The following is a 13856-nucleotide window of genomic DNA, read 5'->3' as shown; positions in this document are numbered from 1 at the left end:
CTGGCCGGGTGCGTCACTCCAGCAGGGCCTGGCCGACGTAGCCGCCCGGTCGGACGCCGCCGGGGACCACGAACAGGGACGAGGCCTCGTGGACCAGGTAGCGGCCGAGGGCGTCGCCGCGGGCGAGGCGCCGCTGGACGGGGACGAAGCCGGTGCGGGGGTCGCACTGCCAGGCGACGAAGAGCATTCCGGCGTCGGGTGTGCCGTCGGCGCGCAGGCCGTCGTAGTACGACCAGCCGCGGCGCAGCATCGTCGCGCCGCCGTTGGCGCCGGGTGCGGCCAGTCGGATGTGCGCGCTGTGCGCGATCACCGGGACCCCGTCGGGACGGTGGGCCGTGAGGTCGGGGGCGGTGTGTTCGGCGCCGCCGGTGAGCGGGGAGCCGTCGGCGGGGGACGGGTTCGCCGTGCCGTCGAGCTGGCCCATGAGGTTGCGGTGCGTGGGCACGCTGCGGCCGGGCACCGGCGCGGTGGTGAACCCGGACATCACCCAGCGGGTCTTCGCCTCGCCGTGGGCCAGGCGTTGCACGGTGCGCAGGGCGTGCCACCCGACGAGCGGGTCGTCGGCGGCGATCTGGACGAACAGGTCGCCACCGCCGCGGGCCGCGTCCAGCCGGTCGTCGGGGAACGCGGGCAGGGGTGCGAGTGCCTCGGGACGGGCCGCGGCCAGGCCCACCCGGTCGAAGAAGCTCGCGCCGAACCCGAAGGTGAGGGTGAGCCCGGCGGGCCCGGAGACCAGCGCGACGCCGGTGTCGGCGGCCCGGGAACCGGGCGGGCCGATCTCCTCACCGACCGGTTCCCCGCGGTTGAGGTGCTCGGCGGCGGTGCTCCAGCGCAGCATGAGCGCGGCGGCCCGGCCCCGGTCGGTGCGCGCCCCGAAGTCGAAGGCGGCCAGGTGGGCGTGGGTCTGACGGGGGTGCAGGATCCCGGCCTGCTGCGGTCCGTGGAACGCGACGGTGGCCCGGGAGGCGCCCGGAGCCGCGGGGGCGTCGCGCACGGAGGCCGTGACGAGGGCGCCGCCGCCCACCACGGCCCCGAGCCCGCCGGCGCCGAGCAGCGCGCGCCGGGTCAGGGACCGCCGGCCGCCGGGTGCTCCGGCTGCCTCAGTGGGCACCGTCAGCACCTCGTGCAGCGGCACGCCCCGGTAGGTGTGCTTCTGGTCCCCCTTGGCGCTGATGAACTCGACCGAGGCCTCGCCCTGGGGCAGCTTGCGCAGGTCGGCCAGGGTGATGGTGTACGGCTTGTCGACCTCGCCCGCGATCCGTACCTCACCCGGACCGACCGGAGCCGACGAGGCCTTGGGGGAGGCCGACGGGGACGCCGATGCCGGGGCGGAGGAGGTGGACGAGGCGGCCGCGGCCTTCGGGTCGTCGGCCGCGCCGCAGGAGGTGATCAGCAAGGCGGTGACGGCGGCGGCGCACACCTGCGCCACACGGCGTGACCCCCGCCCCACGACGGTAGAACTGTCAAATGCCAACAGCTTCGGAATGGATTTCCGGTACCGGATCCGGGTCGCCGTCAGAGCCTCATGTGGCATTGCACAAAAGGGAGTCGAGCCGGCCGCGCCTTTTCGGTCCTGGCTCGGTCGAAGCGACGAAGGCGAGGTCCGTGCCGGTGGATTTCTCCGGAAGGGAACGCGGGGCCCGATCCGTCCCTCTTGCCTGGTGCGCCACCCGCCGGTAGCGCTCCGGACCCGAGCGTCCGGACAGGGACGATGCAAAGGGTTCGCTGATTCATGGGTCTGACGAGTGGCACGCTGATGGCGGGCGTCGTGGTGTGCGCGGCGCTGCTGTTCGCCCTCACGGTGGGCCTGTGGTCCCGGCTGGCGCGGCCCGGCCTCCGGTGGGTACTGGGACGCGTCGGGCTGCTCGTACTGGTGCAGTTGATGGTGCTCGCGTCGGTCGGCGCCGCGGCCAACCGCACCTTCCTCCTCTACGACTCCTGGTCCGACCTCGCGGGGACCAGGCCTCAGGCCCCGGCCGCCCCGGGCGGCGCCGCCGTGGAGGTGCTGGGTCGGCAGGCCCCGGAGGTGCCCGGCGGTCGGAACCCGCAGGTGGGTGGCGTGATCGAGAAGGTGACGATTCACGGTGAGCGGTCCCGGGCCGCCGCCGAGGCGTACGTCTACCTGCCGCCGGAGTACTTCGACAAGACGGACGAGCGGCGCAGGTTCCCGGCGGCCGTCGTCCTCACGGGCTACCCGGGCATGGCCGAGAACCTCATCAAGAAGCTGCACTACCCGCGCCTGGCGTGGAGCCTGGCGAAGCAGAAGCGCATGCAACCGATGATCCTGGTGATGATGCGGCCCACCATCGCGGCGCCCAACACCCAGTGCGTGGACGTCCCCGGGGGCCCGCAGAGCGAGGCCTTCTTCGGCGCGGACGTCGTCAAGGCGGTCTCCGGCGCCTATCGCGTGGGCACCTCGTCGCGGAGCTGGGGCATCATCGGCGACTCCACCGGGGGCTACTGCGCCCTGAAGATGGCGGTGCAGCATCCGGAGGCGTACACGGTCGGCGTGGGGCTCTCGGCGGAGTACCGGCCCGAGATCGACAAGGACTCGGGTGATCTGTTCAAGGGGAACAAGGACGAGGAGAAGCGGTCCGACCTGCTGTGGCACCTGGACCACCGACCGCAGGGCAACTCCTCGTTCCTGGTGACCTCTTCCCTGCGGGGCGAGCCGAACTACGGCGAGACGCAGGAGTTCGTCCGCAAGGTGAAGGCGCCCGCGCACGTCTCGTCGATCATCCTCGACAGCGGCGGCCACAGCTTCAACACCTGGCTCCGCGAGATCCCGCCGGCGCTCGTCTGGACGGGTGCCCGGCTCGGCGCAGAGTGAGCGGGCCGACGAGCGGGTAAGGGGCGGGGCGACGGGTGAGCCGCGTCTCACCTGACCCCTGCCGCTTGTCTATGCAACGAGTTGCATAGAAAGATCGGGGCATGGCGCTCGACCACGCGATCCTCGTCTCCCTGCTGGAGAAGCCGGGCTCCGGCTATGAGCTGGCCCGCCGGTTCGACCGGTCCATCGGCTACTTCTGGACCGCCACCCACCAGCAGATCTACCGGGTGCTGGGGCGCATGGAGGGCAACGGGCTGCTCGCCGCCCGGGAGGTCCCGCAGCAGGGCCGACCGGACAAGAAGGAGTACTCCGTCGCCGGCCCCGGCCGCGCCGCCCTCGCCGAGTGGCTGCACGAGCCGATCGAACCCGAGAGCCTGCGCCACGACCTCGCCGTCAAGATCCGTGGCGCGGCCTTCGACGACCCGGCCGCGCTGATCCACGAGGTCGCACGGCACCACCGGGCGCACAGCGACCGACTGGCCCGCTATCTCGCCGGTGAACGGCGCGACTTCACCGGGCCGGAGGCCCCCGCACCGCTCGACGCCGGTCAGGAGCTCCAGCACGTCGTGCTGCGCGGCGGCATCGCGTTCGAGCGGATGACGATCGCCTGGCTCGACGACGTCCTCGCCACCCTCCACCGGCTCGGCGGTACGGCGCCGACCACCACCGCCTGACGTCGCCCGGATCCCTCGCGCCCCTGCCGGCCGCACCGCACCCGGCCGCTCCGCACCTCCCACGCACGCGCTCGCCCCCTCCCCGCCCCTCCTCCACCCCCTCGGAAGGTGAACCCTCATGGCAGACGCCCTGCTCTTCAACCCGCACACGTACGACCCGGCGCACTTCGACCCCGAGACCCGCAGGCTGCTGCGCGCCACCGTCGACTGGTTCGAGAGCCGCGGCAAGCGCCGGCTGATCGAGGACTACCGCTCCCGCGCCTGGCTCGCCGACTTCCTCGCCTTCTCGGCGAAGGAGGGCCTCTTCGCGACCTTCCTGACCCCGGCCACCGCCGCCGGCGAGGGGGAGACGGACAAGCGCTGGGACACCGCGCGGGTCGCCGCCCTGAACGAGATCTTCGGCTTCTACGGCCTCGACTACTGGTACGCCTGGCAGGTCACCATTCTCGGCCTCGGCCCGGTCTGGCAGAGCGACAACGCCGACGCCCGCGACCGCGCCGCCCAGCTGCTCGCCGAGGGCGAGGTGTTCGCCTTCGGCCTGTCCGAGAAGACCCACGGCGCCGACATCTACTCCACCGACATGCTGCTGCGGCCGTACGTGGACGAATCCGGTGCCGCCGGATTCCGTGCGAGCGGCTCCAAGTACTACATCGGCAACGGCAACGCCGCCGGCCTCGTCTCCGTCTTCGGTCGCCGCACCGACATCGAGGGTCCCGACGGCTACGTCTTCTTCGCCGCCGACAGCCGCCACCCGGCGTACAACCTGGTGAAGAACGTCGTCGACTCCTCCAAGTACGTCAGCGAGTTCCGCCTCGACGACTACCCGGTCCGCGCCGAGGACGTCCTGCACACCGGCAAGGCCGCCTTCGACGCCGCCCTGAACACCGTCAACGTCGGCAAGTTCAACCTCTGCACCGCCTCCATCGGCATCTGCGAGCACGCGATGTACGAGGCCGTCACCCACGCGCACAACCGGGTCCTCTACGGTCGCCCCGTCACCGCCTTCCCGCACGTGCGCCGGGAGCTGGCCGACGCGTACGTCCGTCTGGTCGGGATGAAGCTCTTCAGCGACCGCGCCGTCGACTACTTCCGCTCCGCCGGCCCGGACGACCGCCGCTACCTGCTCTTCAACCCGATGACGAAGATGAAGGTCACCACGGAGGGCGAGAAGGTCATCGACCTGATGTGGGACGTCATCGCGGCCAAGGGCTTCGAGAAGGACAACTACTTCGCGCAGGCGGCCATCGAGATCCGTGGACTGCCCAAGCTGGAGGGCACGGTCCACGTCAACCTCGCGCTGATCCTCAAGTTCATGCGCAACCACCTGCTGAACCCGGCCGAGTACCCGGCCGTACCGAGCCGGCTCGACGCGGCCGACGACGCCTTCCTCTTCCGGCAGGGCCCGGCCCGCGGCCTGGGCGCCGTGCAGTTCCACGACTGGCGGACCGCCTACGACGCGTACGCCGACGTGCCGAACGTGGCCCGGTTCCGCGAGCAGGCCGACGCCCTCTGCGCCTTCGTGGCCACCGTCGCCCCGGACGAGGAGCAGAGCCGCGACCTCGACTTCCTCCTCTCGGTGGGCCAGCTGTTCGCGCTCGTCGTCTACGGCCAGCTGATCCTGGAGCAGGCCCGCCTGACGGACCTGGACGGGTCGGTGCTCGACGAGCTGTTCTCCGTCCTCGTCCGCGACTTCTCCGGCCACGCGGTCGAGCTGTACGGCAAGGACTCCGCGACGGCCGCCCAGCAGGACTGGGCACTGGGCGCGGTGCGGCGTCCGGTCGTCGACGAGGAGCGGGCGGCGCGCGTCTGGGCGCGGGTCGAGGCCCTGTCCGGCACGTACGAGATGGCCCCGTAGGAACGCGGTCCCGGGGGACCGGCACGGCACGGCTCCGCCGCGGCCGGAGCCGGTCCCCGTCACGGGTGCTCAGGCCTGCGCGGTGGGGCGCACGACGATGTCTCCCACGTCGACACCGTCGGGCTGCTCGACGGCGAAGGCGATGGCGCGGGCCACCGCGTCCGGGGACAGTGCCGTCTCCATCATCCGGTCGATCCGGGCCCGCGCCTGCGGGTCCATGCGCTCCGTGAAGTCCGTGCGGACGGCCCCCGGCGACACGACGGTCACGCGCAGCGCGTCCCCGGCCTCCTGGCGCAGGCCCTCGGAGATCGTGCGCACGGCGTTCTTGGTGCCCGCGTACACCGACTGGAGCGGTACGACGCGCAGTCCGGCGGTGGACACGGTGTTGACGAAGTGTCCGGAGCCCTGCTCCCGGAAGACGGGGAGCGCCGCCGCGATCCCGTAGAGGACGCCTTTGAGGTTGACGTCGATCATCTCCTCCCAGTCCTCGACGCGCAGTTCGTCGAGCGGGGAGAGGAGCCCCACCCCGGCGTTGCTGACGAGGACGTCGAGCCTGCCGTACCGTTCCAGCGCCAGGCCGACGAGGCCGGACAGGTCGGCGCGCCGTGTCACGTCCGTACGGATCCAGGCCGCTCGACCGCCGGCCCGCTCGATCCGGGCGGCCAGCGCCTCCAGCCGCTCCGTGCGGCGTCCGCCGAGGACCACCTTCGCGCCCCGCTCGGCGAGCAGGAGGGCGGTCGCCTCACCGATACCGCTGCCGGCGCCGGTGACGGCGACGACCTTGCCTTCGATCCCCGACATACCGGGAGTCCCTTCGGAAGAGGAATGGGCAGGCCAGGCCATGCCCTAGAGTGAAAGTGGAGGCGCCGCCACTTTCACGCACATTAAGTGGAGGCTCCTCCACTTAGCAAGTGAGGACGAGGGAGCCACTGATGGCCGCAGACGCGGGACGCCCGCTCAGAGCCGACGCGCAGCGCAACCGGGACAAGATCCTGGCCGCCGCGGTGCGCGTGTTCACCGAGCAGGGGCTGGAGGCGCACTTCGAGCGCATCGCCAAGGAGGCCGGCGTGGGCACCGGCACCCTCTACCGCAACTTCCCCACCAAGGAAGCCCTCATCGAGGCGGCCTACCGCAACGAGGTCGCCCGACTGTGCGACTCCGTCCCGACCTTGCTGGCGAGCCTGCCGCCGTACGAGGCCCTTCGCGCCTGGACGCGCCGCTTCATCGACTACGCCACCGCCAAGATGGGGATGGCCGACGCGATGCGGGCGGTCCTCGCCGCGGGGACCGACCCCTACACCGACAGCCGCCGGATGATCCAGGACGCCCTCACCTCCCTCATGGACGCCTGCGCCGCCGCGGGCGCGATCAGGACCGACATCAGCTCGACCGACATGTTCGCCGCCCTCGCGGGCATCGCCCTCACCTCCGCCGGCCCCGACCGGCGGGACCAGGCCGAACGCCTCCTCGACCTCAATCTGGACGGGCTGCGCCTCGCGCGTCCGTAGGAGTGGCGGCGGCACCTGGCCCGCCGTGCCGGGCGGCCCCGACGGCGGGGTCCGGCGTCAGGCGAGCGTGTCCGCCAGCAGCTTCGCGGTTCTGGCTATCAGGGTGTTGTCACGCGGCGCCGTCGCCTCCGGCATCGTCGAGAGGATGGCCAGGACGAGGGGCGGACGCCCCGGCGGCCAGGCGATACCCACGTTGTTGTTCGTCCCGTACGAACCGGCGCCCGTCTTGTCCGCGACGGCCCAGTCCTTCGGCAGGCCGGCCCGCAGGCGGTCGCCGCTGGTGGTGTTCGACAGCAGCCATCGGTTCAGCCGTTCCCGGTCCCCGGAGTCCAGCGCGTCGCCGAGTGCGAGGCGGGCGTAGGTCCGACCGATCGCGCGCGGGGCGGTCGTGTCCGTCACCCGGGACGGCTCCGCCGAGTTCAGCGCGGGCTCCCACCGGTCGAGCCGGGTCGTGCGGTCGCCGAGCGAGCGACAGAAGCGGGTGACCGCGGTGGGGCCGCCGAGCTCGCGGAGCAGCAGGTTCCCGGCCGCGTTGTCGCTCTGGGCGATGGCGGCGGAGCAGAGTTCCGCCACGGTCAGGCCGTTCGCGATGTTCTCGGGCTTCTCGGTGATCGACCCGCCGCCCGCGTCCGTGACGTCCTGGAGCGTGTAGTGGATCCGCTTGGCGAGATGCGCGCCGTCGTGGTCGAGGTCCCGCAGCACGGCCGCCGCCGCGAGCGTCTTGAACACCGAGCACATGGGGAACAGTTCGTCGGCCCGGTGGACCACGGTCCGGCCGGAGGCCGTGTCCAGCGCGTACACCCCCAACCGCGCCCCGTACTCGCGCTCCAGCGCGCGCAGGCCGGCCGCCGGCGACGCGGCACTCGCCGTACCGACCGGCAGCGCGGCGGCGAGTGCCACCCCCGCCCCCGCGGTCAGCAGCGCGCGTCGGGACGTCGATGCGTCCGGGGTCCTCACGTCAGGTCCTCCTCTTCCTGGGCGGTCATGTGCCCCCGAAGACGTCATACGTGATCAATTCGGTTCCCTCGGGCACGGTGTACCGGCGGGGTGTACTGGCGGTACACCCTGCTGGTGTGTACCGTCAGTACATGACTCCGCTCCCTCGATTCCATCGACTGCCGGCCGAGCGACAGCAGGCGATCCTCGCCGTCGCCCGCGCGCACTTCGCCGAGCACGGCCCCGCGTCCGCCTCGTACAACAAGATCATCGAAGCGGCGGGCTTCTCGAAGACCGCCGCCTACCAGTACTTCGACGGCCGGGAGGACCTCCTCGCCGCGGTTCTCGACGACGTCCTCGACCGCCTCCTCGGCGTGCTCGGGCCGTGGACCCCGGCCCGCGACGAGGCCGACTTCTGGGCGCGACTGGAAGCCGGATCGCATGCCCTGGCCGCGCACCTGCAGGCACACCCGGACGATCTGGCCCTCGCCGACGCCGCCGTCGGGCGGGCGCGGGACGGCGTCTGGCTCGGCTGGTTCGGGGCCGTGGTCCAGGACGGCCGGCGGCTCGGTCTCATCCGGACGGACGTGGACCCGGACCTGCTGGCGGGCGCGACCGCGGCCGTGATGCGGGCGGCCGACGCATGGGCGCTGAGTGCGCTGCGCGCGGCACCCGCGGAGCGGCCGACGGCGCCGGCGGCACCCGGGAGCGAGCAGGTCTGGAGCCTGCTGCGCGGGCTGTGGAGCGGTGGAGCGGACGGAGGAGCCGGCCGTGCGCACTGATCTGGAGATCCGCTGGGAGATACCACCCACCTCACCGGGACCGCTGGGCCGCCTGGAGCGGTTCATGGGGCCGGGCAAGTCCCGCGCCGAGTCCACCGTGGAACTCCTCGGCGCGGGCGGGTGCGCGGTGCTGCTCGCCGCCGGCGTGTGGTCGTCGGGGATCCACCGTGGATGGAGCGGCCTCCAGTGGGTCGTGGTGGTGCTGATCGGCCTCGACCTGCTCGGGGGCATCCTCACCAACGCGACGAACTCCGCCAAGCGTTGGTACCACCGCCAGGACCCGGGGGCGCGGCGCGCGCGCCTGCTCTTCGTCGGCGCCCACGTCCTGCACCTCGCCGCGATGGGCTCGCTCGTGCTCGGTGGGGACCGCGGCTGGACCCTGGGGAACGCCGCGCTGCTGCTCTTCGCCGCCGTCGTCGTCGAGTTCACGCCCGTCCATCTCAAGCGCCCGACGGCCATGGCCGGTTACACCGCCGCCGTCGTCGTCAACCTGTTCTGGCTGCCCGTGCCCACCGCGCTCGCCTGGTTCGCACCGCTCTTCTTCCTCAAGCTCCTGGTGTGCCACCTCGTGCCGGAGGCGCCGCTGGAACGGAAGCGCGATGTCTGAGTACGGCGCGGGTGACCACGACGACACTCCGCCGCCCGCGCGGTGTGCCCCCGTGCTCGCCGCCGCCTTCGTCCGCGAACCCGCCATGAGGTGGATCTCGGGCGGATCGGACCGGGTGCGGCGGGCATGGTTCACCACCACACTGCGGACGCACGCCACGCTCCCCGGGGCCCGTCGTCACCTGTTGGCCGACCGGCACGGTCGAGCCGTCGCCGCCGCCGTCCTCACACCGCCGGCCGCCGCCCCCTCGGGCGCGGCCCGGGCCGCCTGGGCGGCCCGAACCCTGCTCGGCTGCGGCCCCCGCGCCCTGCTGCGGACGCTGCGCTACCTGCACGCCACCGAGGCCGAAACCCCGCCCGGGGCCTGGACCCTGGAGTTCATCGGCGTGGAGCCCGCGGCCGCGGGACGGGGCGCCGGAGGGTGGCTCCTGGACCGCCTGCTCGCCGCGACCCCCGCGCCCGGCGGTGTCTTCCTCACCACCGCCGACGAGGCGAACGTACGGCTATATCACCGCTTCGGCTTCACCACCCTGCGGCGCCTGACGGTGGGCCCGCTGGACGTGACGGCGATGTGGCGGCCGGACCCGTCCGAGCGGACGCGCGCCGGCGAGTAGGGGGCGTGGGAGCCGACCGGCGCAGTGTCTTTCGGCCGTGTTCGTGAGTAAGGCCGAATATCGTCTATAACCCCGGCAAACCACCTGTGTCGCAAGATCACCGCATCGAAGTAATGCCAACGGTTTTCAGGCTCAACTGGGTGTACCGGCCGTTACTGTTCCCCCGGATCTGTACGGATTCCCTGATATTCGCCCCCCTTTTTCCTCGTTCCTCGGTGACGCGCGCGTGCGCCGTCCATCACCCTTACGAAGGAGAGCTCGCCCGATGACCGTTGACACCAGCCCGGAAGCCCAGCTGGAGCCGCCGCGGCAGTCCAGCCTGAGCACGGCGGCTGCCCGCAACCTTGCCAGCACGACCAAGTCCGCCCCGCAGATGCAGGAGATCACCTCCCGCTGGCTGCTGCGGATGCTCCCCTGGGTGGAGACCAAGGGCGGCACCTACCGGGTCAACCGCCGGTTGACGTACACCGTGGGCGACGGCACCATCGAGTTCGTCCAGGACGGTGCGGACGTCCGGGTGATCCCGCGCGAGCTGGGCGAACTGGCCCTGCTGCGCGGCTTCGACGACGACGACGTGCTGACCGCGATCGCCGGCCGGTGCGTCCAGCGCGACTTCCGGGCCGGTGAGGTGATCGTCGAACGCGGCACCCCCGCCGACCGGATCCACCTGATCGCCCACGGCCGGATCAGCCAGACCTCCGTCGGCAAGTACGGCGACGACGTCGCCGTCGCCGTCCTCGCCGACGGCGACCGGTTCGGCGAGAACGCCCTGCTGGACGCCGACGCCACCTGGGACTACACGGCCACCGCCGAGACCCCGGGCATCCTGCTCACCCTCTCCCGCGGCGACTTCGCCTCCGTGCTCGCCGCGGCGCCGCAACTCCAGGACCACATCAACCGGTTCAGCTCGCTCCCGCAGCAGCGCCAGAACAAGCACGGCGAGGCCGAGATCGCGATGTCCGCCGGTCACACCGGTGAGGCGGACCTGCCCGGCGCCTTCGTCGACTACGAGCTCAAGCCCCGCGAGTACGAACTCTCCATCGCGCAGACCGTGTTGCGGATCCACACCAGGGTCGCCGACCTGTACAACGGGCCGCACAACCAGACCGAGGAACAGCTCAGGCTCACCATCGAGGCGCTGCGCGAGCGCCAGGAGCACGAGCTGATCAACAACCGGGACTTCGGTCTGCTCCACAACGCCGCCTTCAAGCAGCGGATCCAGACCCACTCGGGCCCGCCGACCCCGGACGACCTCGACGAGCTGCTCTGCCGCCGCCGCGGTTCCAAGTTCTTCCTCGCCCACCCCCGGACGATCGCCGCGATCGGGCGCGAGTTCAACGCCCGCGGGCTCTACCCGGACCACGTCGACGTCGGCGGCCAGCAGGTCCCGGCCTGGCGCGGGGTCCCGATCCTGCCCTGCAACAAGATCCCGATCAGCAAGGAGAACACCAGCTCCGTCCTCGTCATGCGAACCGGCGAGGACAACCAGGGTGTCATCGGTCTGCGCCAGACCGGCCTGCCGGAGGAGTACGAGCCGGGCCTCTCGGTCCGATTCATGGGGATCAACGAGCAGGCGATCATCTCGTACCTGGTCACCACCTACTTCTCGGCCGCCATCCTGGTACCCGACGCGCTCGGTGTGCTGGAGAACGTGCAGATCGCCCGCAGGCGGGACTAAGAGGACCTGCCCGACGGCCGTGACGGCCAGGACACCTGCCTGTCCTGGCCCGCCGAGCACGCCCGGGATCCGGGACGACCCACTTACCTCTCCAAGGAGTTACGGATGCCCGATCCTGGGCCTTCCCCTCTGCAGTCGAGCCTGCCCGCCGCGGTGACGTCCTTCGGGGCGCACATTCTCGCGAGCGCCCTCGCCGCCGGCGTCGAACCGGCCGCCGACGCCGGGCCCGTGGAGCCTTCTCCGCCGGTCTCGCCCGCCCCGCCCGTCCTGCCCACGGGGCACCCCGGACCGGGACCCGTGGTCGTGCCCGTATCCGTTCCCGACGAGGGTGCGGCCGCGACCGCGGCCGCCGCGCCGCAGCCGAGTGCCGCCCTCGAACGGATCCTGCGCGGACCCAGCGGGTTGGGTACGACGAGCCTGCACTGGGCCCGGAGCGATGCCCCCGCCGTCGCCGCGGCCCCCGAGGCGTCCGCGCCGATCCCCGGCCGTCCGATCCCGGGGCTCTACCACCACCCGGTGCCGGAGCCCGACCCGGTACGGGTGGAGGAGCTCGGTCGCCGGATCAAGGCCTGGGCCCTGGACGAGGTGTCGCTCTACCCGGAGGACTGGGAGGACCAGTTCGACGGCTTCTCCGTCGGGCGCTACATGGTCGCCTGCCATCCGGACGCCCCCAGCATCGACCACCTGATGCTCGCCACCCGGCTGATGGTCGCCGAGAACGCGGTCGACGACTGCTACTGCGAGGACCACGGCGGCTCGCCCATCGGCCTCGGCGGTCGTCTGCTGCTGGCGCACACCGCTCTCGACCCCGTCCACACGACGAAGGAGTACGCGCCGGACTGGGAGGCCTCGCTCCTGTCGGACGCACCCCGGCGCGCCTACCGGTCCGCCATGGAGTACTTCCTCCAGGCGACCACCCCCTCGCAGGCCGACCGGTACCGGCACGACATGGCCCGGCTGCACATGGGCTACCTCGCCGAGGGGGCCTGGGCGCAGACGGAGTACGTGCCCGAGGTGTGGGAGTACCTGGCGATGCGTCAGTTCAACAACTTCCGCCCCTGCCCCACCATCACCGACTCCGTCGGCGGCTACGAACTGCCCGCGGATCTCCACGCGCAGCCCGCCATGCAACGGGTGATCGCGTTGGCCGGCAATGCCACCACCATCGTCAACGATCTGTACTCCTACACCAAGGAACTGGCCAGTCCTGGACGGCACTTGAACCTGCCGGTGGTGATCGCCGAACGCGAGAGCCGCTCCGACCGGGAGGCCTACCTGAAGGCTGTCGAGGTGCACAACGACCTGATGCACGACTTCGAGGCCGCGGCCGCCGAACTGGCCGTCGCCTGCCCCGTCCCGAGCGTGCAGCGCTTCCTGCGCGGGGTCGCCGTGTGGGTCGACGGCAACCATTACTGGCATCAGACCAACACCTATCGCTACAGCCTGCCCGATTTCTGGTAAAGATGGGAATTGTTCATGACTAGCACCGATCTCACCACCGCCGCCGGTACCTCCTCCGTGTTCATCCCGGGCCCGGCGACTCCCTACCAGGGGGACATCGCCCGTTACTGGGACCACGAGGCCAGGCCCGTGAACCTTCGTCTCGGCGATGTCGACGGTCTTTACCACCACCACTACGGCATCGGCGACATCGACCACGCCGCCCTCGGCGACACCGAGGACAGCGCCTACGAGAAGAAGCTGATCGCCGAGCTCCACCGCCTGGAGTCGGCCCAGGCCGACGTCCTCCTTGAGCACCTCGGCTCGATCGGGCGTGACGACACCCTCGTCGACGCGGGCTGCGGCCGCGGCGGTTCGATGGTCATGGCCCACCAGCGCTTCGGATGCAAGGTCGAGGGCGTCACCCTGTCGGCCAAGCAGGCCGACTTCGCGAACCAGCGGGCCCACGAACTGGGTATCGAGGACCACGTCCGGGCCCGTGTCTGCAACATGCTCAGCACGCCGTTCGAGACCGGGCAGGCCGCCGGCTCGTGGAACAACGAGTCGAGCATGTACGTCGACCTGCACGACCTCTTCGCGGAGCACTCGCGCGTCCTGAAGGTCGGCGGCCGGTACGTGACCATCACCGGCTGCTGGAACCCGCGGTACGGCCAGCCCTCGAAGTGGGTCTCCCAGATCAACGCGCACTTCGAGTGCAACATCCACTCCCGCCGCGAGTACCTGCGCGCGATGGCCGACAACCGTCTCGTCCCGCAGGCCGTCATCGACCTGACCCCCGACACCCTGCCCTACTGGGAGCTGCGGGCCACGTCCTCCCTGGTCACCGGCATCGAGGAGGCGTTCATCGAGTCCTACAAGGACGGCTCCTTCCAGTACGTGCTGATCGCGGCCGACCGCGTCTGACCGAACGCC

Annotated in this window: 13 protein-coding genes; 10 read left to right on the top strand and 3 right to left on the bottom strand. The window is 71.5% G+C overall.

All coding sequences use genetic code 11. The features are described from left to right. Positions 1-13: 13 nt before the first annotated feature. Complete coding sequence (locus ACWG52_RS02705) at positions 14-1429, bottom strand: Dyp-type peroxidase (protein WP_453127677.1); 1416 nt, start codon at positions 1427-1429, stop codon at positions 14-16. Between the two features lie 303 nt (positions 1430-1732). Between ACWG52_RS02705 and ACWG52_RS02700 the strand changes: the two genes are divergently transcribed. The 3 genes from ACWG52_RS02700 (at position 1733) to ACWG52_RS02690 (ending at position 5359) form a co-directional block, all read left to right on the top strand. Next, positions 1733-2830 carry an alpha/beta hydrolase gene (locus ACWG52_RS02700; protein WP_389802011.1) on the top strand — a complete coding sequence of 366 codons (1098 nt, stop codon included), beginning with the start codon at positions 1733-1735 and terminating at the stop codon, positions 2828-2830. A gap of 101 nt (positions 2831-2931) precedes the next feature. Further along, entirely contained in the window at positions 2932-3504 is a 573-nt protein-coding gene (locus ACWG52_RS02695; protein WP_389802014.1) for a PadR family transcriptional regulator, read from the top strand. A gap of 118 nt (positions 3505-3622) precedes the next feature. Continuing rightward, a complete protein-coding gene (locus tag ACWG52_RS02690) occupies positions 3623-5359 on the top strand; it encodes an acyl-CoA dehydrogenase family protein (protein ID WP_389802017.1) in 1737 nt (578 codons plus the stop codon). A 69-nt stretch (positions 5360-5428) separates the two neighbouring features. Here ACWG52_RS02690 and ACWG52_RS02685 read toward each other — a convergent pair whose 3' ends face one another. Beyond that, entirely contained in the window at positions 5429-6160 is a 732-nt protein-coding gene (locus ACWG52_RS02685) for an SDR family oxidoreductase (protein ID WP_389802020.1), read from the bottom strand. Between the two features lie 131 nt (positions 6161-6291). On the opposite strand from ACWG52_RS02685, the gene ACWG52_RS02680 reads away from it, so the two are divergent. Further along, positions 6292-6867 carry a TetR/AcrR family transcriptional regulator gene (locus ACWG52_RS02680; protein WP_033216281.1) on the top strand — a complete coding sequence of 192 codons (576 nt, stop codon included), beginning with the start codon at positions 6292-6294 and terminating at the stop codon, positions 6865-6867. A 57-nt stretch (positions 6868-6924) separates the two neighbouring features. Here the strand turns inward: ACWG52_RS02680 and bla are convergent, their stop codons facing one another. Next, positions 6925-7824, bottom strand: coding sequence for a class A beta-lactamase (bla, locus tag ACWG52_RS02675; protein ID WP_389802022.1), 900 nt, complete (start codon positions 7822-7824; stop codon positions 6925-6927). 131 nt (positions 7825-7955) lie between these two features. On the opposite strand from bla, the gene ACWG52_RS02670 reads away from it, so the two are divergent. The 6 genes from ACWG52_RS02670 (at position 7956) to ACWG52_RS02645 (ending at position 13847) form a co-directional block, all read left to right on the top strand. Next, entirely contained in the window at positions 7956-8585 is a 630-nt protein-coding gene (locus tag ACWG52_RS02670; protein ID WP_389802024.1) for a TetR/AcrR family transcriptional regulator, read from the top strand. Further along, the gene (locus tag ACWG52_RS02665) at positions 8575-9192 is read left to right on the top strand and encodes a hypothetical protein (RefSeq protein WP_453127672.1); all 618 of its coding nucleotides are present in this window, start codon (positions 8575-8577) and stop codon (positions 9190-9192) included. Before ACWG52_RS02670 ends, ACWG52_RS02665 begins: the two co-directional genes overlap by 11 nt. Beyond that, positions 9185-9805, top strand: coding sequence for a GNAT family N-acetyltransferase (locus tag ACWG52_RS02660; RefSeq protein WP_389802030.1), 621 nt, complete (start codon positions 9185-9187; stop codon positions 9803-9805). The genes ACWG52_RS02665 and ACWG52_RS02660 overlap by 8 nt, the downstream gene beginning before the upstream one ends. Positions 9806-10070: 265 nt before the next feature. After that, positions 10071-11483 carry a family 2B encapsulin nanocompartment shell protein gene (locus ACWG52_RS02655; RefSeq protein ID WP_389802033.1) on the top strand — a complete coding sequence of 471 codons (1413 nt, stop codon included), beginning with the start codon at positions 10071-10073 and terminating at the stop codon, positions 11481-11483. 105 nt (positions 11484-11588) lie between these two features. Continuing rightward, complete coding sequence (locus ACWG52_RS02650) at positions 11589-12944, top strand: family 2 encapsulin nanocompartment cargo protein terpene cyclase (RefSeq protein ID WP_389802036.1); 1356 nt, start codon at positions 11589-11591, stop codon at positions 12942-12944. 15 nt (positions 12945-12959) lie between these two features. Further along, a complete protein-coding gene (locus tag ACWG52_RS02645) occupies positions 12960-13847 on the top strand; it encodes a geranyl diphosphate 2-C-methyltransferase (RefSeq protein ID WP_389802040.1) in 888 nt (295 codons plus the stop codon). Positions 13848-13856: the final 9 nt, after the last annotated feature.

It is taken from the genome of Streptomyces sp. CLCI03, assembly GCF_053615355.1.
Note: the sequence above shows the minus strand (reverse complement) of the source record. Positions and strands in the feature narration are given on the sequence as shown.